At 25.8% G+C, this 20,537-nt stretch carries 23 protein-coding genes and 2 tRNA genes; 20 read left to right on the forward strand and 5 right to left on the reverse strand.

Annotated elements, in window-relative coordinates:
- Positions 1 to 68 precede the first annotated feature (68 nt).
- Both ruvB and ruvA read right to left on the reverse strand, forming a co-directional pair.
- Positions 69 to 1,028 carry a Holliday junction branch migration DNA helicase RuvB gene (gene ruvB / locus JXZ91_RS01710; RefSeq protein WP_205851296.1) on the reverse strand — a complete coding sequence of 320 codons (960 nt, stop codon included), beginning with the start codon at positions 1,026 to 1,028 and terminating at the stop codon, positions 69 to 71.
- The gene (gene ruvA / locus JXZ91_RS01715) at positions 1,012 to 1,623 is read right to left on the reverse strand and encodes a Holliday junction branch migration protein RuvA (protein ID WP_205851297.1); all 612 of its coding nucleotides are present in this window, start codon (positions 1,621 to 1,623) and stop codon (positions 1,012 to 1,014) included. Before ruvA ends, ruvB begins: the two co-directional genes overlap by 17 nt.
- Before the next feature lie 108 nt (positions 1,624 to 1,731).
- Between ruvA and JXZ91_RS01720 the strand changes: the two genes are divergently transcribed.
- From JXZ91_RS01720 to JXZ91_RS01730, 3 genes are all read left to right on the forward strand, one after another.
- Positions 1,732 to 2,280, forward strand: a complete 549-nt coding sequence (locus tag JXZ91_RS01720) for an inorganic diphosphatase (protein WP_205851298.1) — start codon at positions 1,732 to 1,734, stop codon at positions 2,278 to 2,280.
- A gap of 159 nt (positions 2,281 to 2,439) precedes the next feature.
- Positions 2,440 to 2,841, forward strand: a complete 402-nt coding sequence (locus JXZ91_RS01725; RefSeq protein WP_205851299.1) for a hypothetical protein — start codon at positions 2,440 to 2,442, stop codon at positions 2,839 to 2,841.
- Positions 2,842 to 3,055: 214 nt separating this feature from the next.
- Positions 3,056 to 4,159: an MHO_1580 family protein gene (locus JXZ91_RS01730; protein ID WP_205851300.1), complete on the forward strand. Its 1,104-nt coding sequence runs from the start codon at positions 3,056 to 3,058 to the stop codon at positions 4,157 to 4,159.
- A gap of 30 nt (positions 4,160 to 4,189) precedes the next feature.
- Here the strand turns inward: JXZ91_RS01730 and nadE are convergent, their stop codons facing one another.
- Entirely contained in the window at positions 4,190 to 4,945 is a 756-nt protein-coding gene (nadE, locus tag JXZ91_RS01735) for an NAD(+) synthase (protein ID WP_205851301.1), read from the reverse strand.
- Between the two features lie 102 nt (positions 4,946 to 5,047).
- Between nadE and efp the strand changes: the two genes are divergently transcribed.
- From efp to JXZ91_RS03670, 3 genes are read left to right on the forward strand one after another with little or no spacing between them, the layout of a single operon-like run.
- Entirely contained in the window at positions 5,048 to 5,605 is a 558-nt protein-coding gene (efp, locus tag JXZ91_RS01740; RefSeq protein WP_205851302.1) for an elongation factor P, read from the forward strand.
- 1 nt (position 5,606) lies between these two features.
- Positions 5,607 to 5,918, forward strand: a complete 312-nt coding sequence (locus JXZ91_RS01745) for an MMB_0454 family protein (protein ID WP_205851303.1) — start codon at positions 5,607 to 5,609, stop codon at positions 5,916 to 5,918.
- Positions 5,911 to 7,755: a thiamine pyrophosphate-binding protein gene (locus JXZ91_RS03670; protein WP_205851304.1), complete on the forward strand. Its 1,845-nt coding sequence runs from the start codon at positions 5,911 to 5,913 to the stop codon at positions 7,753 to 7,755. The genes JXZ91_RS01745 and JXZ91_RS03670 overlap by 8 nt, the downstream gene beginning before the upstream one ends.
- On the opposite strand, the gene JXZ91_RS01755 is transcribed toward JXZ91_RS03670, so the two are convergent.
- Positions 7,752 to 8,471 (reverse strand): pseudouridine synthase, encoded by a 720-nt coding sequence (locus tag JXZ91_RS01755; RefSeq protein WP_205851305.1) that lies wholly within the window; start codon positions 8,469 to 8,471, stop codon positions 7,752 to 7,754. The two genes, JXZ91_RS03670 and JXZ91_RS01755, sit on opposite strands and share 4 nt — an antisense overlap.
- A 190-nt stretch (positions 8,472 to 8,661) precedes the next feature.
- Between JXZ91_RS01755 and JXZ91_RS01760 the strand changes: the two genes are divergently transcribed.
- The 5 genes from JXZ91_RS01760 to JXZ91_RS01780 all read left to right on the forward strand — a co-directional run bounded on the left by JXZ91_RS01760 (position 8,662) and on the right by JXZ91_RS01780 (position 10,932).
- Complete coding sequence (locus JXZ91_RS01760) at positions 8,662 to 8,973, forward strand: hypothetical protein (protein WP_205851306.1); 312 nt, start codon at positions 8,662 to 8,664, stop codon at positions 8,971 to 8,973.
- Positions 8,957 to 10,087 (forward strand): MHO_1580 family protein, encoded by a 1,131-nt coding sequence (locus JXZ91_RS01765; RefSeq protein ID WP_205851307.1) that lies wholly within the window; start codon positions 8,957 to 8,959, stop codon positions 10,085 to 10,087. The genes JXZ91_RS01760 and JXZ91_RS01765 overlap by 17 nt, the downstream gene beginning before the upstream one ends.
- On the forward strand, positions 10,087 to 10,590 hold the full coding sequence (locus JXZ91_RS01770) for an MHO_1590 family protein (protein WP_205851308.1): 504 nt from the start codon (positions 10,087 to 10,089) through the stop codon (positions 10,588 to 10,590). The genes JXZ91_RS01765 and JXZ91_RS01770 overlap by 1 nt, the downstream gene beginning before the upstream one ends.
- Positions 10,591 to 10,598: 8 nt before the next feature.
- Entirely contained in the window at positions 10,599 to 10,832 is a 234-nt protein-coding gene (locus JXZ91_RS01775; RefSeq protein WP_205851309.1) for an acyl carrier protein, read from the forward strand.
- 25 nt (positions 10,833 to 10,857) lie between these two features.
- Positions 10,858 to 10,932 (forward strand) — tRNA-Trp (locus tag JXZ91_RS01780).
- Between the two features lie 106 nt (positions 10,933 to 11,038).
- On the opposite strand, the gene JXZ91_RS01785 is transcribed toward JXZ91_RS01780, so the two are convergent.
- A tRNA-Thr gene (locus tag JXZ91_RS01785) sits at positions 11,039 to 11,113 on the reverse strand.
- A 70-nt stretch (positions 11,114 to 11,183) separates the two neighbouring features.
- Here JXZ91_RS01785 and prfA point away from each other — a divergent pair.
- From prfA to JXZ91_RS03675, 9 genes are all read left to right on the forward strand, one after another.
- Positions 11,184 to 12,263, forward strand: a complete 1,080-nt coding sequence (gene prfA, locus JXZ91_RS01790; RefSeq protein WP_205851310.1) for a peptide chain release factor 1 — start codon at positions 11,184 to 11,186, stop codon at positions 12,261 to 12,263.
- Positions 12,263 to 12,973 (forward strand): peptide chain release factor N(5)-glutamine methyltransferase, encoded by a 711-nt coding sequence (locus JXZ91_RS01795; protein ID WP_205851311.1) that lies wholly within the window; start codon positions 12,263 to 12,265, stop codon positions 12,971 to 12,973. Before prfA ends, JXZ91_RS01795 begins: the two co-directional genes overlap by 1 nt.
- Positions 12,974 to 13,008: 35 nt before the next feature.
- A complete protein-coding gene (dnaJ, locus tag JXZ91_RS01800) occupies positions 13,009 to 14,121 on the forward strand; it encodes a molecular chaperone DnaJ (protein WP_205851312.1) in 1,113 nt (370 codons plus the stop codon).
- Positions 14,122 to 14,209: 88 nt separating this feature from the next.
- Complete coding sequence (gene topA / locus JXZ91_RS01805; protein WP_205851313.1) at positions 14,210 to 16,051, forward strand: type I DNA topoisomerase; 1,842 nt, start codon at positions 14,210 to 14,212, stop codon at positions 16,049 to 16,051.
- A 111-nt stretch (positions 16,052 to 16,162) separates the two neighbouring features.
- Positions 16,163 to 17,260 carry a hypothetical protein gene (locus tag JXZ91_RS01810; protein WP_205851314.1) on the forward strand — a complete coding sequence of 366 codons (1,098 nt, stop codon included), beginning with the start codon at positions 16,163 to 16,165 and terminating at the stop codon, positions 17,258 to 17,260.
- A gap of 2 nt (positions 17,261 to 17,262) precedes the next feature.
- On the forward strand, positions 17,263 to 17,562 hold the full coding sequence (locus JXZ91_RS01815; protein ID WP_205851315.1) for a hypothetical protein: 300 nt from the start codon (positions 17,263 to 17,265) through the stop codon (positions 17,560 to 17,562).
- Positions 17,555 to 18,229: a (d)CMP kinase gene (cmk, locus tag JXZ91_RS01820; RefSeq protein WP_205851316.1), complete on the forward strand. Its 675-nt coding sequence runs from the start codon at positions 17,555 to 17,557 to the stop codon at positions 18,227 to 18,229. The genes JXZ91_RS01815 and cmk overlap by 8 nt, the downstream gene beginning before the upstream one ends.
- Positions 18,230 to 19,546: a ribosome biogenesis GTPase Der gene (gene der, locus JXZ91_RS01825; protein WP_205851317.1), complete on the forward strand. Its 1,317-nt coding sequence runs from the start codon at positions 18,230 to 18,232 to the stop codon at positions 19,544 to 19,546. It begins immediately after the preceding gene.
- Positions 19,546 to 20,520, forward strand: a complete 975-nt coding sequence (locus JXZ91_RS03675; RefSeq protein WP_205851318.1) for an NAD(P)H-dependent glycerol-3-phosphate dehydrogenase — start codon at positions 19,546 to 19,548, stop codon at positions 20,518 to 20,520. The genes der and JXZ91_RS03675 overlap by 1 nt, the downstream gene beginning before the upstream one ends.
- Positions 20,521 to 20,537 lie beyond the last annotated feature (17 nt).

Raw genomic sequence — 20,537 nt, forward strand, 5'->3', positions numbered from 1 at the left:
GGTTAAAATTATATTAAAATTTTTGAATTTAAATAGCAATATATTTAAAAATATATAATCGCTAGTTTTTAGAAACTTTTTTTATCTTCAAGACCATTTAAATAATTTAAACCTGCTTCAGTTATTTTTCTTCCTCTAGGACTTTTTTCGATAAATTTTTTTACTAACAAAGAGGGTTCTAATTCATTAACAATTGTCATTCTATCATCTTTAATTATTGAACTTAAAGCGTCTAATGAAGCACTTTTTTTATTAAAAACTTTTTTTAAAGCATTTAAATACTCAATTTGAGGAACATTTAGACCTCCCGGATAAACTTCAAGATAATTAAATGTTTGATTAACAATATTTTCATTAATTTCAACAGCATTATTAAAAATCGCAAAATCATGCACTCTTTTTAATAAATTATTAGCTATTCTAGGTGTAAATCTGCAATTTTTAGCTATTAGACATATTGCTTCTGAATTGATAGCAATATCATTTCTTTTTGCTGAATTTTTAATAATTGTTTTAATATCATCAATTGTATATGATTGTAGTTTACCAATATAACCAAATCTATCCTTTAGTGGATTTGAAATTAAATTATATTTAGTGGTCGCTCCTATTAATGAAAACCTTTTTAAATTCAGGCGCATTATTTTAGTATCACCTTCAACACCAATTGGTAAATCAATTACATAATCTTCGATTGCTGAATACAACAATTCTTCAACGTTTTTGTTAATGCCATGAATTTCATCAATAAATAAAATGTCATTTTCTTGTAATGATGAAAATATTGTTAGTATATCGCTTCTTTTTTGAATTAATGGCCCTTGTACATAAACAATTTTAGCTTTGGTTTCATTAGCAATTATTTGAGCTAAAGTCGTTTTGCCCAATCCTGGAGGTCCATAAAACAAAATATGATCAATTGCTTTGTTTTGAACCATTGAAGAATTTATCATTATTTTTAAAGTTGATGTAATTTTATTTTGACCAATAAAATCTTCAAAGCTCTTAACTCTATACTCTTGCTTCATTTTGTTTTTGGCTAATAATTTTTATAGCATTTTCAACTGATTCTTCAATGTCAGAACTTAATTCCATATTATCTAAAGCCAATTTAATTTGACTACTCTTAAAACCTAACATTTTCATTGTCTCTTCAAATTCTTTTAAATGAGAATTTTGCTTAGTTTTATTGTTAAATTTAGCCAAATCTTCTTCTGGCATTTTAGCAATAAATTTGATGTATTTATCTTTAAAAGTTAAGATGATTGCATTAGCAATTCGATTAGAAACATATGATATTTGAGTTAATGCTTCTCTATTCTCATTAGCAACATAATGAATAACATTTTCTCAACCTACATTTAATATTGAAATAGCTGTTTTAGGTCCTAAACCTTGTAAACTAATTAAATCTTCAAAAACCACCATTTCTTTAAAACTCTCAAAGCCATATGTAACTTTTGAATATTCATTAACTATTTGAGAAATAAATATTTTTTTATTTTCTCCACTCTTAAATCTTTCAATTTTGGGTGTATAAATTAATTCTCCTGTTCCATTGTGATCTAAAATAAGGTAATTTGTATTAACGTGTACGATTTTTCCATATAAATAAATTGTCATTTTCTCTTCCTCCAAAATTAACTATAAGACAACAAAAAATATCGTGATTAAGAAAATGAAAAACTGATGAAATTATTGAGAAAAAATAAAAATTGGTAAAATTAAAATATGAAAAATATATTAGTAAACATTGAAATTCCTATGAATTCTAGTATTAAATATGAATATGATAGAAAAACAGGAAAAATTAAAGTAGATAGAATATTAAGAGGGGGTTTTAAATACCCTGCTAACTATGGATATTTATCAGAAGCATTAGATTGAGATGGTGATGAATTAGACGTCTTGGTTTATTCACCTGAACAATTTATGCCTGGAACATTAGTAGAAGCGAGAATAATAGGTGCAATGAAAATGATTGATTCTGGAGAAACTGATACCAAATTAATTGCTGTTCATGCTGATGATTATTGTTTAGAACATATTAAAAGTCTTGATGATATTGACAAAATGTGATTAAAATCAATTGAAATATTCTTTAAAAATTATAAGTTCTTTAAAGGCCCTAATATTACTGATGTTACAGGATTTGAAGGTATCGAGTGAGCCCTTAAAGAATACAATGAATGTGTTGAACTCATGAATAAATATGGTTCATTAGACAAAGAAGAATTTATTAAAAAAATGAAAAAATTGCACCCAGATAAATATCTATAGATAATAGTGGCCTTTTTTAAGGCTGCTTTTTTTAGCAATTTTTTAATTTTAATGAAACAATAACTAATTGTTTATATATTAATATATAAACTACTTTCAAAGTCTCATAAAATCTTTTTTGTCTAGAAATATTCATAAAATGAAAAAGAGGAAAAAAATATGGCTAGTAGAAAGTATAAAGAATTAATATCTCTAAGACCTTTTGTTAGCTCGGTCTTACAAGGATGTCTTGGTAATAGACCTAAAAACTTAACGGATCAGCAAATTAAAGCTAAAGACTTAAGAAATAACAACAGTGAATTAGAAAAAGAATTTTCAATAAAAATGTCAAACTTTAAAGACCTAAAAAAGCAAAAAGAGATTATTGATAAAAACTATAAAACACTATTATTAAATGCAATCAACAATTTACAATCTATCGATAAATCAATTTTATTAACTATTATATTTAAAAGAAATTTAAGTAATATTTCTTGAAAAACTTTTAATATTTCAAAATCAACTTTTTATAGAAAAATTAAATTCATTGAAAAAATCCTCAAGTGGTGTTTTTTTGAATAAATAACATCTAAAACTGAATTAAATAATCAAATATTTACATTGTCATGTAAATAGTTTTGATTTTGTTTTACAAATAAAAATGTCTTATTAATTAATGGGACTTTAAATTATTTTATTTATATATAAATAACGATTTTTTTAGTGCTTTAAAAACATATTTTAATCCTCTTTCTGGTGTACTTTTATTAGGTCATAAAGACTGTTAGGAGGTAAAATGTTTTTATACAATGATATTCAACAAGTTTCAAAAATTGATAATAAAAAATTTGAAACATATAAGGAAGATGTAGCAATTAAAATTGAGCCTATATATTTTAGGCGTAAAATAGTTGACAATAGTAAACTTGGTTCTTCAAGTGTGGATATAAACATTTTAAGAGAACTGCAAAGCAATAGGTGAGTTTTTCATGTAAGAATGCCTAAGCATCTTTATCACTTACCAAAAACAAAAAGGGTTTTATTGAATGATAAAAAAATTAAAGTTGAAAAATTAGAAGATGATGGTGGACTTACTAGATTTCAATTTGATAAATATGAAAATGGAACAAATATTGATTTTAGTGATTTAAAAAGTTTAGAATTTCAATTTTATAGTCATTGGCAAAGAGAAAGAATTTGACATTTCGCATTTAAAATATTATTTGATATTAAGACAGAAAAGAAAAATTTTACATATTTAAATGTAAGAGATAAAAATATAGGTTTGAATTTTATGGAATCTATTAATTTAAATGTTAGAAGATCTTCGGTTTCCACTTCAAATCCTTTAAGAAATAATACAGCTTATATTAACAGATTAAATTATCGTCTAAAATTTAATACTTTAAAACAAAATGAACCATTACATAAGGTATTTGAACAAGAAATTGAATTAAGTAGTCCAAATAAATACTTCAAGCCAGATAGACGTTATTTTTTTGAATTTGCAGATACACTAAACATTAAAGATTCATTAAGTACTAAACAGTATAAACTTTATAGTTCATTTACTAGAATTAATAAATATAAACAAAAGATTGAATATTACATTAATAACCCTATTATTTGAAATAAAGAAAAGAAAGAGTTTATAACAGCAAATAATTCTGATATGTATGGTTATCATCTACCATTAGTACATGAAGGTGCATTCAAAATGGATTTCTTAGTTAAACAAAATTTAATTGATGATTTTAAATACATAGAATATCAAGATTCTTTTACTAAAAGATTATTTAATTCTAGAGATGCTTTAATTAAGTTACATGTCAATAATATAAATTTAACTACCGAACAAGAAGATTTATATTATGACGACTGAAAAGTAAAAAACTTATAAAAAATGCCCTATTTTGCATAACAAATAGTGCTATTTTTTAGGTCCTTTTGGAATTGAATTTCTTTTGTGTGCAGTTTTTAGATGTATATTCCTAATTTTTAAAGCTTTTTGTTTTGAAACTAGTGTCTCATTTGTGAGATATTTTTCAAATTCTTCATAACTAAAACCTAATTCTTCTTCATCTGATTTAGTGTTAACTAAATTAGCACTAGGTTGTTTTTTGATTATTTCACCTGGAACACTTAACAAATGAGCCATTTTGTAAATATCACTCTTTAATAAATTAGCAAAAGGCAATAAATCGCAGCCTCCATCACCTCATTTTGTAAAATAACCCAAATAGTATTCATCATAATTATCAGTTCCTAAAACCAAAGAGTTATTTTCTTGTGCTTTGGCATACAAAACACTCATAAATAATCTAGATTTTAAGTTCGCTTTAACATAATCATTTTTTACTTCTATTTTCTTTGAGAGTAATTCAAATTCTTCTTTTAAATTAATAAATTGAATGTCCTTAACTATGTTATTTAATTCAAAAACATGTTTCCTTGTTTCATTATCAACATCAGTTTCTAAATAGTATAAAAATGCTTTCGAACCCAATATTCTTTTAGCAATGATAGAAAGTGCAGCGCTATCTACACCACCTGAAACGCCTATAACAACACCAATGCTATTTGCTTCTTTTAGTTTTTTGATTATTCACTTTTGAATTTTTACAATTAATTTATTGTAAAAAGATTTTTCTTCATCATTTAGTTTTATATTTGACCACTTATGCATACTTATAATTTTATATTTTTATTAAATGAATAAATAATATTTATTTTATTTATAATTTTTTATAATTTAAAAATTAAAAACTTTAAAGAGAGGAATTACAACATGATTAATGTAAATGATTTAAAATCTGGTGTTACTTTTAAACTAGAGGGTAATATTTATGTGGTTTTAGAAGCACAACATTCTAAACAAGGAAGAGGACAAGCTAACGTTAAAGTTAAAGCTAAAGATTTAAGAACAGGTTCAACTACTATTAAATCTTTTACTGGTGGAGATAAAGTTGAAAAAGCAATGATTGATAAAATAGCTATGGACTATTTATATAATTCAGGAGAGGCTATTGTTTTAATGGACCAGGAAACTTTTGAACAAACTGAAGTTCCTTTGGCAAGTATTGAATGAGAACTTAACTTTTTAAAAGAAGGTATGAAAGTTGTTGTTAGAAAATATGAAGCAGAAGTGTTAGATATCGAATTACCTGCTAATGTTTCATTATTGGTTACAGAAGCTCCAGATGCAGTTAGGGGTAACACAGCTCAAGCAGCCCAAAAGAAAGTCACTGTAGAAACAGGATATGTACTAGAAACACCTTTATTTATTAAAGAAGGTGAAATGATTTCAATATCAACAGAAACAGGAAAATACGTAGGAAGAGCTTAATATGAGTGATTGTATATTAGTTAATACAAAAATGAATTTTGACTTTAAGGTTGAAATTAAAACAATTAAAAAAACAATTGAGCAAGTGTTTGAAAGTAGAAATAATATTATATTAACATCTGCTCCTCAAATTGTTGTTAATGCTTCAAAAAATAATGTTGAAATTTTTATAAATTACAAATTAAAAAAAGATAATGTTCTTTCGTTTCAAACAAAACAATTAATATTTATGATTGAACAAAGAATATATTCGCTAATTAATGTTAAACCAACAAACATTAACTTAGTTTTTGAAGGTGTTCAAAATGTTTAGAACTAAAAAAATAAATGAAATAGCAATAGACAATATTAAAATTAATGCCCTGGCTCAAATTGCTAATGCAAAAGTTGGAAATATTCCTATTAATATAAGTGCTGCCAAGATTTTTCATACTTTATTTGCATTTCATTACAAATTTGATTTTGAAAATCCTCAATGAATAAATAGAGATAGATTTGTTTTAAGTGATGCAAATGCTATTCCTACATATTATTCAGTTTTATATTTATTGGGTCTAATTACCAAAGAAGAATTACAAAATATAAATAAACCTTCTTGTAAATTAGCTCATCACTTAAAAAAGAATAATGCTTTGGGAATCGAAGTTTCTTCAGGTTGTGCGGGTCAAGGTATTGCTGAAGCAGTAGGTTTTGCAATTGCAGAAGCTAATTTATCAGCTAGTTTTAAAGAAATATCTCATTATACATATGTATTTGTATCAAGTAAGGATTTAGAAACAGGCTTAGCTTATGAAGCGCTTGAATTAGCTGGTAATCTTAATTTAAATAAACTAATTGTTTTATATGATTCAAACTCATTATTAAGTGATTCGGAAGAAAACAAAAAAAGTAATGTTGATATTAGAAAAAAATATGAAGCATTAGGTTTTAAATTTCATCGAATTAAAGGAGCTAATTATAAATCAATTTCAAGCGCTATTGGTGATGCTAAAAAATCTAAGAAACCTAATTTTATTGAAATTAAAACAACTTTGGGAGAACTGAATTTAAATATTCTTGAAAACTTCTCAGTTAAAAACAAAATTTTAAGTTTTGAAGAAATTGATGAATTTAAAGAAACATTAAACTTTAAGAAAAATGATTTTTTTGATGTTTATTCAGAAGTTGTTTCTTCGTATGCTAAAGTTAAAAAAAGAAATAACAATATTTTTAAAAAATGAACTCCCTCAGATCAGTTACTTAATTTTTTAAATGAAGAGCTTAAAGAAAATATAAATGACAATTTTCTTTCAAGTGGTTGTGACATCGATACAAACTTGTTTACAATAATGAATAATATCTTTGATAAGTATAAAAATACATTTGCCTTATCTTCAACTCTAAAAACTCTTTTTAAAATAAAATCTTCAAATGGTGTTTTTGCTAATAATAATCAAGAAGGAAGAAGTTTATTATATGGACCTAAAAGAATGGCAGCAGCTTTAATTGCAAACGCAATTAGGTTGCATTCTAATTTCAAGCCATTTATTATAAATAACCTTCTTCAAGCTGATTTATTTATTAGTGGAATTAGAAAAGCTGTTGATGACAATCTAAAAATTTTATATTTACTAGATAATGATATAAATAGTGCTAAGAGTTCAAAAGTTTCATATCAACCTGAAGAACAAATTAGTATTCTAAATTCAATCGAAAGACTAACAATATTATATCCATCTAATTTATATGAACTATTAGGTGCCATTGAATATTATTTAAATAAAGCCAGCGGGCCAGTCGTGATTATTAGTAATTTTGCAAGTAGTTGAATTTGTGAAAACACTTCAAAACAAAGCTTTATTTCAGGTGCATATTATGTACTAAAAAATAATTCAGAATTTACATTATTAGCTAAGGGTTCAGATATGAAATTAGCTCATAAAATTGCTGAAAAAAATAATCTAAATTTAATTTCTATTTCTAATGAAGAAAATTTAGATAAACTTTCATATAATAAAAAATTCGCCATTACTTTTAGCAAAGATATTGGCGAAGGTTGAATGAAATACGCTAGATTTAATTTAAATATTAATAATTCAAATAACAAATTAAAATCTGATTTTAATTTAGTTGATAAAACTATTAAAAGTATAATAAGCAAAAAAAATTAGGGTTGCCTAATTTTTTTAGTCTCTTTTTTAAACTGTTCTATTTCACTAGATTTAATTTCTCTAAATTCGCCAATTTTAAGGTTTGTATCATCTAAAATACCATATCTTTTACGATGTAATTTTTTTACATAATTATTTACCAATAAAAATAGATTTTTAACATGATGATTTCTACCTTCATTTAATTTAATTGAATAAACTAAATCCTTGATTTTTGTAACTTTCTGTTTTGAAAAAACACCATTTAGTTTTACAAAATTTGAATTTAAATAATTTAATTCTTTGTCAGATAAGGGCTTTTCAAGCGTAACAATGTATTCACGTTCAATTTCTGAAGAAGGATGAGCTAATATATTAGCAAAATCACCATCATTAGTTATTATTATAACTCCTGTTGTATTGTAATCTAGGCGTCCTATAGAATAGCAATATTTATTTATATTAATTCATTCATAAATTGTTTTTCTGCCTTGAGGATCTTTAAGTGTGCAAATAGTGTTTTGTGGTTTATTAAGCAAAATATAAAATTTCGAAGTTTTATTACTGATTACTTTATTATCAATTCTAATTTCATCATCTAAGCTAACTCTTTGGCCTATAGAAGCTAGAGCACCATTAACTAACACTCTCGATTCTATAATAAGTTTTTCAGCCTCTCTTCTTGAACAATAACCATAATCTGAAATTATTTTTTGAACTTTTAGTTTTTCTTCCATAATTCTAAATTCCTAATAATTAAATTTTATAGATAATTTAGCGTTTTTTAGTTTTATTTTATACAAAAAAAATGCTACTGCGCTAAAACTTTTAAAAAACTAATATTTATATATAAATATTGTCCTCAAATTAGTACCATTAAAATTCATTTCTCTTATTTTTTATATTAAATAAGAATTGGGAGGAAAAATGAATGAACAAAAAATAATGATTTTAAAAAACATGTGCTTGCAAAGAAAAAAAGATTTTATTGCTAAATACTGTTTAATTGATAGACTTAAGAACTCTAAATTTTTATTTAAGGAAAACAATAAACATAAATCAAAATTAGATTACTTTATTGATTCTCTTGATGAGGATTATAGAAAAATTTTTTATGAAAACTTTATTCACAAAGAACCTAACCCATATTGATATCTAGATAATTGATCTAAAAATTCATATTACAAGAAACTAAATTATTTAGTTAACCTATTTATTGATTATGTACATTTCACTTAATCAAAATTACAATGAAAACAAAAAATCTGAAGTTATTAAAAATTGAGGGGAAGAGTTTTTAATAACTTCCAAAAGAAAAAATTATTTAGACAATTGACTCACCGTTAATGAAGTAACCAATTTAAAAATTCGACGCATTATTAAGGATGATAATTTTATTATCACATTCGAACACATTAATAATCTTAGTGAAATTCAAAGAATTAAAATTGATGCTTTTTTAAATAATGCTAGCATTGAACTAAAACCAGCTTTTAATGAAAAAACTGGAAAAATAGAACTCACTTATAATAATGCTAACGCTAGCAAAAAAATGGATTTTGAAGATATAAATAATATAAATTTTGAAATACATTACTTGGTTAATGGTCGATGATATCAAACAAAAAGATTTACTTATTGAATTAAAGCCAATAAAAAGCCTAATGAAATTGTAACCAATGAAAAAGCTGTCGTTAGATTTTTAAATGAAATCGAAATAAATACATTGCCAGATCGCATTAATGGTCATGTTGTATATCATGATGTCAACACTAAATATGTAAACATTGAATTTAGTCCTAAAAAATTGATTCAGGGTAAACATAATGATGAAATTTTTGATATCAAAATTTATAAAACAAATACCAGTGATAATTCAATAGAAGAACTAAATAATTCAGATATATATGACTTCAAAGTTGCGCCATTAGTTTTGATTGATAATGAAAAAGCTAAATATGAAACAAAACTACACGTTAAGGATTTTGGCAAAATGACAGTAATGATTGATTCATATTCTCGTTATGATAAATACACAAATTCAGTCATTATTCAAAATAATAGCTCAAAAGCAAGACAAGGTATATTAATACCACTTAATTTAAAAGGTGATTTTGGCTATACATTAAGCTTTGATATTGGTAAAAATCTTAAAAACTTTAAATTAATATATATTCAAAACATCATAAAGCCATTTTTTGGTCTTAATGAAGGACTAATAAAAATGAACACTAAATCCATTAAGGGATGATTGACAGATGAAAAATGACACACAATTAAATATAAAAATTTCTCAAACATTATAAAATCGGCCAATAGTTTAGAAGAAATAGAAAGAATGGGTAATAAATAATGAAGGAAAGAACTAAAAAAATACTCATATGGTCAAGTGTTGGTGTAATTTTATCAGCTTCAATTGCAGCTACTTCAGCTTTTGCAATTATGCAACAAAAAGCCAATAAAAAAACACTTGATAAAAAATCAAATGAATCTAAAGATATCAATAAATCTCAAAATGAAAAAAATGAATTAGAAGAAAATGACAAAGATACTAATAATAAAGAAGAAAATAATGAATTAAACGCTAAAGATGTAGATTGAAAAAAAATATTTCCACAAATACAAAGTAGTGATTATTATGATAAACTAAATTACCGCAATGGACAAGCATGAATCGATGAAGATATGATTGTTTATATAATTAAAGATGTTCTTAACAGAATGCTTGTTAGTGACGGTGTAGTAAAATATGCTTATAAACAATTAGATGACCAAAATTTATTAATTACATTCAAATGAAATAATCAAAAAGAAAAAAGTGTAGTGACTTATAAGATTAATACAAATAAGTTATAATATATTCTATGAATTCAAAAGATATATTATTTAAAGAAATTAAAAAATACACCAAAAATAATTTTGATTTAAACACAAATATCAAGGAACTAGGAATTGATAGTTTAGACTTGGTAATTTTAATTTCTGATCTAGAAACAAAGCTAAAAATAGAAATTAGCGATGAAGAATTAATTAAACTAAAAACTCTAGATGATATTGTTAAGATAATTGACCAAAAACAAAATAATGAAAAAAAATAAGGTAAAATACTTAACGTATCATTGTACGGGTATAGTTCAATGGTAGAACAACGGGCTTCAACCCCGTGTGTTGTGAGTTCGAGTCTTGCTACCCGTGCCATATCATTTTGATCATAAAGAGCAGTATTTCTGTTCTTTATTTTTATTGCAATAATTAAGCAAAATAAAAAACTTAGGCTAGCTAAGTTTGGTATTTGTAAAATAAATGGTGCCGTCAACTGGAATTGAACCAGCGACCCCTTCCTTACCATGGAAGTGCTCTGCCCCTGAGCTATGACGGCATGTTTAATATTATATTAAAAATTACATTATTTTTTATATTTTTTTGGGAATTAAAATATACTTATATACATGGAAAAAACAATGCGAGAATCACTAATTTCGATATCAAAACAATATCGGGAATTAGAAAAGAAATTAAACGACCCAGAAATATATAATGATATAAAACAATATACAAAAATTTCTAAAGAAAAATCTTCGCTTGAAGATATTTACAATGCTTTTAAGCAGTATTTAGAAATCGAAGAATTACATTTACTTTCGAAAGATATATTAGCAAATGAAAAAGATCATGAATTAATTGAATTGGCTAAAAATGACCTTGATAATCAAATCCAAAAAATGAATGATTGGGAAGAGAAAATTAAAGAATTATTATTACCAGTTGATGAAAACGACAAACGTGATGTTATTGTAGAAATTAGAGGGGCAGCTGGTGGCGATGAAGCTAATATATTTTCTGGAGATCTTTTTAAGATGTATCAAAAATATTGTGAAAACAAAGATTTCAAAATTAAAGTAATTGATTACACTTATGGGTCTGCTGGTGGTTATAGTCAAATTGTTTTTAGTATCAAAGGCGAAAAAGTTTTTTCAAAAATGAAATTTGAACGTGGAGTTCATAGAGTACAACGTGTACCACAAACAGAAACACAAGGTCGTGTTCATACTTCAACTGCTACTGTTACTGTTCTACCTGAAGTTGATGATGATGTTAATATTGTAATAAAACCAGAAGATATTGAAGTTGATGTATTTAGATCTTCAGGTGCCGGTGGGCAATCCGTAAATACCACTGATTCAGCAGTTAGAATAACTCACAAACCAACAGGAATTGTTGTTACTTCTCAAGATGAAAGAAGTCAAATCCAAAATCGTGAAACTGCTCTTAAAGTTTTAAAAAGTAGATTATATGAAATTGAAATTCAAAAAAGAGAGGAAGAAGAAAGCGGACTTAGAAAAATGGCCGGCACTGGAGATAGAAGCGAAAAAATTAGAACTTATAACTACCCTCAGGATCGTGTTACCGATCATCGTATAGGTTTTTCTACTTCACTTAAAATAATTATGGAAGGTGAACTTGATAAAATTACCGAAGCTTTAATCGCTGATGAAAAAGCTAAAAAAATTCAAGAGGCAGGTTTATAATGATTGAAAAAGAGGTATTGCTACAAGAAAAAAGAAGGTATGAGCAGCCTCTTTTTATTTCTAAAAAAGAACTGAAATTATTGAAAAAAGATTATCCTGTGCAAAAAATAATTGGCTATCAGACAATGCAAAATGTCCATATTGACATTAGATATAATGTGCTAATACCAAGATATGAAACTGAAGAATTAATTATTGAATCTTATAACTACATAAACATAAACTCTAGTGTTTTGGATCTATGCTGTGGAAGTGGTTTTATAGGTCTTGCAATAGCTAAAAACATTGGATGTAATGTAACATTATCAGATATATCAAAACAAGCTATCAAGCAAACAAAATTAAATATAAAAATAAATAATTTGAATAATTGTAAAACAATTAGAAGTAATTTATTTACTAATCTTAATGAAAGATATGATCTAATAATTTCCAATCCTCCTTATTTAAATAAAAACCACAAATTTGCAAAATCATTAAAATGGGAACCTAAAAAAGCATTGTATGCCAAAGATAACGGTTTATTTTTCTATAAAAAAATAACAGAGCTGGCAAGTGATTTTCTAAATGAAAATGGCTACTTGATTTTTGAGATTGATGAGTATTCAAAAGACTGATTAATTAACAATTTTCCTAATATAATAATTAAAAAAGATATTAGCAAAAAAAATCGAATAGCAATATTAAAATACAATGATTTAAAAAAATAGCACTCTAATTAAAAATGTGCTAAAATTGATATGTTATGGCAAACAAAAAAGATTATTATGAAATTTTAGGCGTATCTAAAAACGCTACAGAAAAAGAAATTAAGTCAGCATATCGAAAACTTGCAATGCAGTATCATCCTGATAGAAATAGCGCACCAAATGCTGAAGAAAAATTTAAAGAAGTATCAGAAGCATACGAAATTTTATCAGACAATGATAAAAGGGCTAAATATGATAGATTTGGACACAATGCATTTGATCCAAATTCATATTCTTTTGGTGATTCTGAAGATATATTCAAGAGTTTTTTTGAAAGCTTTAGTACTGGATTTGGTTCAGGGGATGTTTTTGGTGATATTTTTGGTTCAGGTTTTGGTGGTTCTTCTAATGAATACCAATATGGAGAAGACTTACAAACAGCCATATATCTAGATTTTAATCAAGCAATTTTTGGCACAGAAACTACATTAAATTTAGACAAATATGAAAGTTGTGATTTTTGTAAGGGTACTGGTGCAGAATCTAAAAACGATTTTTCAACATGTTATGACTGTAATGGTTCTGGACAAATTAAACAAAGAATTGCCATATTCTCAACCATAAAACCTTGCCCTGCGTGTAGAGGTGAAGGAAGAATAATTAAAAAATCTTGTCACAAATGTCATGGTAAAAAAACTATTAAGTCAAAAGTTTTACAAACAATTAAAATTATGCCTGGAGTTGAAAATGGAGACGCCATGAAACTTAAAGGCTTTGGTAATCCTTCACCTGTAACTGGTAAAAATAATGGTGACTTATATATTGTTATATATGTCAAAGAAAGTAAAGTTTATAAAAAATTAAATAATAATGACTTATATATAAAAATGCCTTTATCAATTAAAAGCATAATGCTTGAAGAAATTATTGAAATTCCCACTCCATACGGATACAAAAGTTTTAAATTGGATAATGACTTAAACCTAACTGAACCCATAATACTTAAAGGTTGTGGTTATCCATATAAAAACTCATCACAAAAAGGAAATCTTGTAGTTCAATTAGATGTATATATACCAAAATTAAACAAAGAAGAAAATAAACAACTGCAAAAAATAATGGCAGATAAAGACGATAAAAAGCGTGAAAATTGATTAAAGCAATTTTAGCGTTTTTTTTAATTAATATCGTTTTGTGTTATTATTTATTAACATATTAAAACATACATAAAATTTCCATTTCTATAAGGAGCAAACTATGTCTGAAAATAGAATAATGATCGTGGAATCACCAAATAAAGTTAATACAATTCAAAAAATAGTTGGAGAAGATATTAAAGTTATTGCCAGTGTAGGACATATTCTAAAATTATCAACAACAGGTAAAAATAATTTAGGAATTGATTTTGAAAATTGAGAGCCTAAAATGATTCCTGATCCTCTTAAAAAAGCAGTAATTGATGATCTTAAAAAAACAATTAAAGATGCTAGTGAAGTATTAATTGCAACTGACCCCGACCGTGAGGGAGAAGCTATAGCTGAAAACTTAATAACAACCTTAAAAATAGAAGATAAATATAAAAGAATTAAATATAATGAAATAACTAACGAAGCAATTAATTTTGCTATTGATAATCCTTTGGAAATAGATGAAAACTTAGTCAAAGCCCAAAAAACTCGAAGAATGTTAGATAGGATTATTGGCTTTAGACTTTCACAATTAATGAAACAAAAGGTAAAAAATGCTCCTACTAATCCTTCAGCTGGTAGAGTTCAGTCTATTGCTCTTAAATTAGTGTGTGATCGTGAAAAGGAAATTGAAGAATTTAGTCCAGTTTTATATTCAAAAATTTTTGCTGATTTAGGTAATGAATTAAAAGCATCTTTATATTTAAAAGATCATAAAGAATTTGAAGATAATACATGACTAAATCGTGAAGAAGCTATTAATATTTATAATGAATTATTGAACGGTAAACAGGAATTAGAAATTAATGATATTTCCATAAGCCAAAGAAAAGAAAGTGCTTATGTACCATTTAAGCAATCTGTTCTTTATAAAGAAGCAAAATATGCTTCTAAAACAGTTCAATCATCGGCACAGAAATTGTTTGAAATTGGTTTAATTTCTTATCCTAGAACCGATTCAACTAGACTAAGTCAGTCATTTGTAGATAAAGCACAAAACTATATCAAAACCAAATATGGCAAAGAATATGTTGCTAAAGAAATTAAGGGTTTTGCGGGCTCACAAGATGCTCACGAGGCAATTAGACCTACATCTATAGAACTAGAGCCTGAATTAGCTACAAAAGAATATAAATTAAATCAAATTGATTCATATATATATAAATTAATCTATGACAAAACTATAATGTCACTAATGACATGCCCATTAAAAGAAATTTATCGTTTTAATTTAATTAATAATAATCATAATTTTAGACTTTCTTTTAGCAAAGTAATCTTTGATGGTTATTACATTCATTCGGGCAAACAAGAAATAATAAATATTCCTTCATATAAAATTGGTGAAAAAATAAAAGTTTTAGAATTTTTAAAAGAAGACAAAGAAACTCAACCACCTTCAAGATATAACGAAGGTTCTTTAATAAAAAAATTGGATGACATAAAAGTTGGTAGACCTTCAACTTTTGCTTCAACAATTTCAGTAATTAAACAAAGATTATTTGTTGAATTAAAAGAAGGAACTTTGCATCCTACAGAATTTGGTAATGTTGTTCTTTATAAACTTTTAACTAGTTTTCCTAAAACTATAAATGAAGAATATACAGCTAAAATTGAAACAAAACTCGACTTAATTTCAGAAGGAAACGAAGATTATAAAAATGTAATGCAAAAATTTTGAGATAGTTTTAACGATCATTATGATTTCATTAAAAATACTATTGAAATAACAATTTTAAAAAACGATGAATTAGATGAACAATGTCCAGAATGTGGGTCTAATCTAATTTACAGGTATACAAAAATTAAAAAGCAAAAATTCATTGGTTGTTCAGCTTTTCCAAAGTGTCATTATATTAGAAACATAGATAAACCTTATCGGAGATTTTTTAGAAAATCTAAAGCAAAATAAAGATTTAAAATAATAGTTTTTACATATCAAACTTTTAATTTTCAAAAGTCTTGAGTATGCATAAGCTATTTTTTTTCTTTAAAAATTTATTTTTAAAGTACAATTTCATACATGAAAGCTAAAAAAACTAATTTTAGAAAAAATTTTGGAATTGCGGCAACGGTTTTAATTCCTGTTTTTAGTATTGCATCTGTTGGTGGTGCTATTTATTACTTTACAAAAAATTCAAGACCAGTTCAAAAAGAATTTTGAAGTGTAGAAAAATTTGAACAAGCTGCTAAAGAAATTAAAATTAAAAATGAAGTTATAAGCTCAAAATTAACTGAAGATATCTATAAGGATTTTAAGAGTAGAAAATCTTTTTCAGAAGAAGCTCTTAAAAACTTTTATAAAAAATATCCAAATTTAAATAAATTATCAAAAGCGAAACAAGCAAAAATACTTAAAGATAAACCAAAGCTATTTGATACACACAAATATTTAGAGAATTATATTAATAGCAATTTAGATTTTAATAAAACAAAATTTTTAAATTTTAGATTTGTTGATATTGAAAAAGTTAAAGAAAACAATAAACAACTAAAAGTATATTTTGAAGTGTTTTTGAATTATGAATATGCTAATGGTGTTTTTGAATCAAACAAAATAAAATCAACATCTAATTCTAAATACTATTACCGTTCATCACAAAATGTGAATTTTTTGTCTGATGAATTAAATGATTTAATAGGTTCTGAATTTGATAAATCTTGACCTAAAAATGAAAAAAAAATAATTGATATTATTAAAAAATATAATAAGAAAAAAGGCGAAAAAGAAAATGTATTAAAAGAATGAAATGCTGAACTAAGTGAACTTCAAAAGAAGCCTAATCAAACTGAAGATGACAAGAACAAAATTGAGGATTTAACTAAAAAAATTGCACAAATAACAGTTGATTTAAAAACGTTTTTTGAATCAGAAGAATTCCAGAAGGAAGTTTTTAAATGATTTGAAGAAGTTATTGATGAAACTAATGCTTATCCAGATACTTGACCAAAAGATAAATCCAAGATTGTTCCATTAATTGAAAAAAATGAATTTTATGTTACTTGGATTCCAACTAAAAATTTAAATGAACTAAAAATTAAATTTAAATTTGAAAACAAAAATGATAATAAACAAAGCAGTGATGGCAGAGTTAAAATTTTTAATTTGAATGAAGTGTAATAATGACAAATATTAATAAAGAATTAAAAAATAACTTAAAAACAGTTAGAAAAAATAGCATTCGTGAGATAGAGTTTTTGATTGATTTAGCCAAAAAATATAAATTGAATTCAATAGATGAGCTGAAAGTGTATATTCAAAGCAGAAAAGGTGGAAATCATTTTACTTCTAAGGAATTAAAAAAAATTATTAATAGAATTACAAATATTGAAAATTTGAAGACACCTAATAAAAAAAGTCTTGATTTAGATAAAGAATTTGAAGAAATTATTAAAAAGAATTGAGGAGATTGAAATGACTAATAATAAAAGAATTAATATAGCTATTGATGGTCCCTCTGGTGTAGGAAAAACAGTCATGGCAAATATGTTGGCTGATAAATTAGACTACAAATTTATTAGTAGTGGTGTCTTATATCGTGCGATTGCTTACAATGCTTTAGTTAATAATATAGATCTTAGTGATGAACAAGCAATTAATGAAGCTTGAGATATTAATGATTTATTGATAACTGAAAAAAATGATGTCATTTTAAAAAACGAAGATATTACTGTAAAAATTAGGGAAGATAGAATTTCTTTAGCAGCTTCTGCCATTGCTAAATTTTCATCAATTCGAGCTAAGGTTAACAAATATATTCAAAATCTTGGAGATACAAAAAAGGGTATTATTGTTGATGGTAGAGATGCTACTTATCGAATTTTACCTAAAGCTGAAGTTAAATTTTTTTTATGAGCTAGTCCTGAAATTAGGGCTCAAAGACGTGTGAGGCAAAACAATTTATTAGGTATTCAATCCAATTATGAAGAAATTCTAGAATCAATTAAAAAGAGAGACTACGATGATATGAACAGGGATGTTGATCCTTTAAAAGTAAGCGAAGGCAGCATTGAAATTGATACTTCTGATTTAAGTATTGAAGAAAACTTTAGAGTTATGTACAATGAAGTTATAAAGAGGTTATCATAAATGAAAAATGTAGTTGCTATTATTGGTAAACCTAATGTAGGTAAATCAACTTTATTTAATAAAATTATTGATAAAAGAAAATCAATTGTTTATGATACACCCGGTGTAACAAGAGATCGAATTTATGATACAGCTAAATGATCTGGTCACGAATTTAAAATTATTGATACAGGTGGAATAACACAGGAAAACGAAGATTTTAAGGAACAAATTAAAAAACAAGCTGAAATTGCAATAGCTGAGGCTGATATTATTGTTTTTATTGTTGATGGAAAAAATGCTTTAACAACTGAGGATTTTTTTGTTGCTAGTTTATTAAGAAAAACAAATAAAAAAATTATATTAGCAATAAATAAATTAGAATCTAGTAATTATCAGGTTTATGACAGCCAAGTTTATAAACTTGGTTTTAATGATATTTTTCCAATAAGTGCCATTCATGGCGATGGAGTTGGAAATTTATTAGATGCAATTATTTCAAATTTAAATTTCAAAACTGAAGAGCAAAATAATAATTTTAAATTAACCATACTAGGCCCTGCTAATGCTGGTAAATCTACACTTCTAAATGCACTAACCAACGAAGAAAGATCAATTGTTTCAAACATAGCTGGTACTACAAGAGATTCAGTTTCAGCTTTTATCAAAATTAATGATGAAGAATTTGAAATAATCGATACAGCCGGAATTAAAAGAAAAAGCAAATTAGTTGATAGTATAGAGCATTATTCATTAATGCGAGCTAATAGTTCAATTGAAGAAGCTGATTTATGTTTATTAATGTTAGATGCTACACAAGAAGTTAGCCATTTTAGCCAAAATATAATTGGAATAGCATATGAATTAAAAAAACCTTTAATTATTATTGTTAATAAGTGAGATTTAATTGAAAAAGACACTAACACTATGTATGAGTATAAAAAATCTCTAGCAAAGAAATTAAAATTTGTTGACTGAGCTCCAATTGTTTTTATATCAGCTAAAAACAAACAAAGAATTAATAAACTTAAAGATGAAATAATTCACATAAAAAACAATATGCAAAGAAAAATTAATACTAACCAACTTAATTCATTAATGATGAGTGCTCAAATGATAAAACCAGCTTCACCTATAAAAGGAAAAAGACTTTCGATAACTTTTTCAAGACAAATTGAAGCTAAAATTCCTACATTCTTGCTTTTTGTTAATGATATTAATTGTGCACACTTTACATATTTAAGATACATTGAAAACCAAATCCGCCAAAATTATGATTTTTCAGGCACTCCTATTAATTTGGTACTAAAAAACAAAAACAAAAAAGGAGGCGAGTAATGAAAAATAAAATTGCAATATTAGGCAGTGGAGCAATGGGAACGGCTTGTGGTACCATTTTAAATGAAAATGATCATGAAGTTATCATATATGGAATTGATAATGTAGAATTAGAAGATTTAAAAAATGGTTTTAATAAAAAATACTTTGGCAAAAGTAAAATAAGTAAATTTGATGTAACTAATGATTTAAATAAAGCCATAGAAAATGCAAATTTCATTGTAATTGCTATTCCTAGCCAATTCATTCCTGAAGTTTTTTTAGAGCTTGTTTCCAAAATTAAAAATGAAACAGTGATAATTAACGTCGCAAAAGGATTTTGACCCAATTCAAATGATTTTGTGCACGCAAAAATGGCAGAATATGCTAAAAGCAACAAATATATCGAAGGAATTGTATCACTTGTAGGTCCTTCTTTTGCTGTAGATATTATTAATAAGAATATAACCATAATTAATAGTGTTTGTGAAAATATTAATTTAGCTCTAAAAGTAAAAAAAATATTTGCAAACTCATGATTTGGAGTCGTTTTAAACGATGATGTTATTGGGGCAGAAATTGGTTCCACCTATAAAAATGTATTAGCTATCGCTTCCGGCATGGCAGAAGCTTTAGGATATTCTACTAACACACAAGCTGCACTTTTAGCCATGGGACTAAAGGAAATGCAAAAATATGCACAATTTTTAGGAGCCAAGTCAAAAACTGTCTATGATTTATGCGGTCTTGGGGACTTAATACTTACAGGATTATCAGAAAAATCACGAAATTACACATTTGGAAAGAATTTCTTTAATAAAGAAAATGATTCTAAAAACATTACAGTTGAGGGTTTAAGGACTTTGGAGCATATTTATAACCAAATAAAAGACAACCAGAAAATTAAATTACCTTTAATTAATGGACTTTATAAAATAGTATATAATATGGAAAACCCCAAAAAAATAATAGAAGACTTAATAAAAAGCATATAATATTGCTACTTAAGCCT

It is taken from the genome of Mycoplasma enhydrae (assembly GCF_017116825.1).
GTDB classification, from domain to species: Bacteria; Bacillota_I; Bacilli_A; order Mycoplasmatales; family Metamycoplasmataceae; genus Metamycoplasma; species Metamycoplasma enhydrae.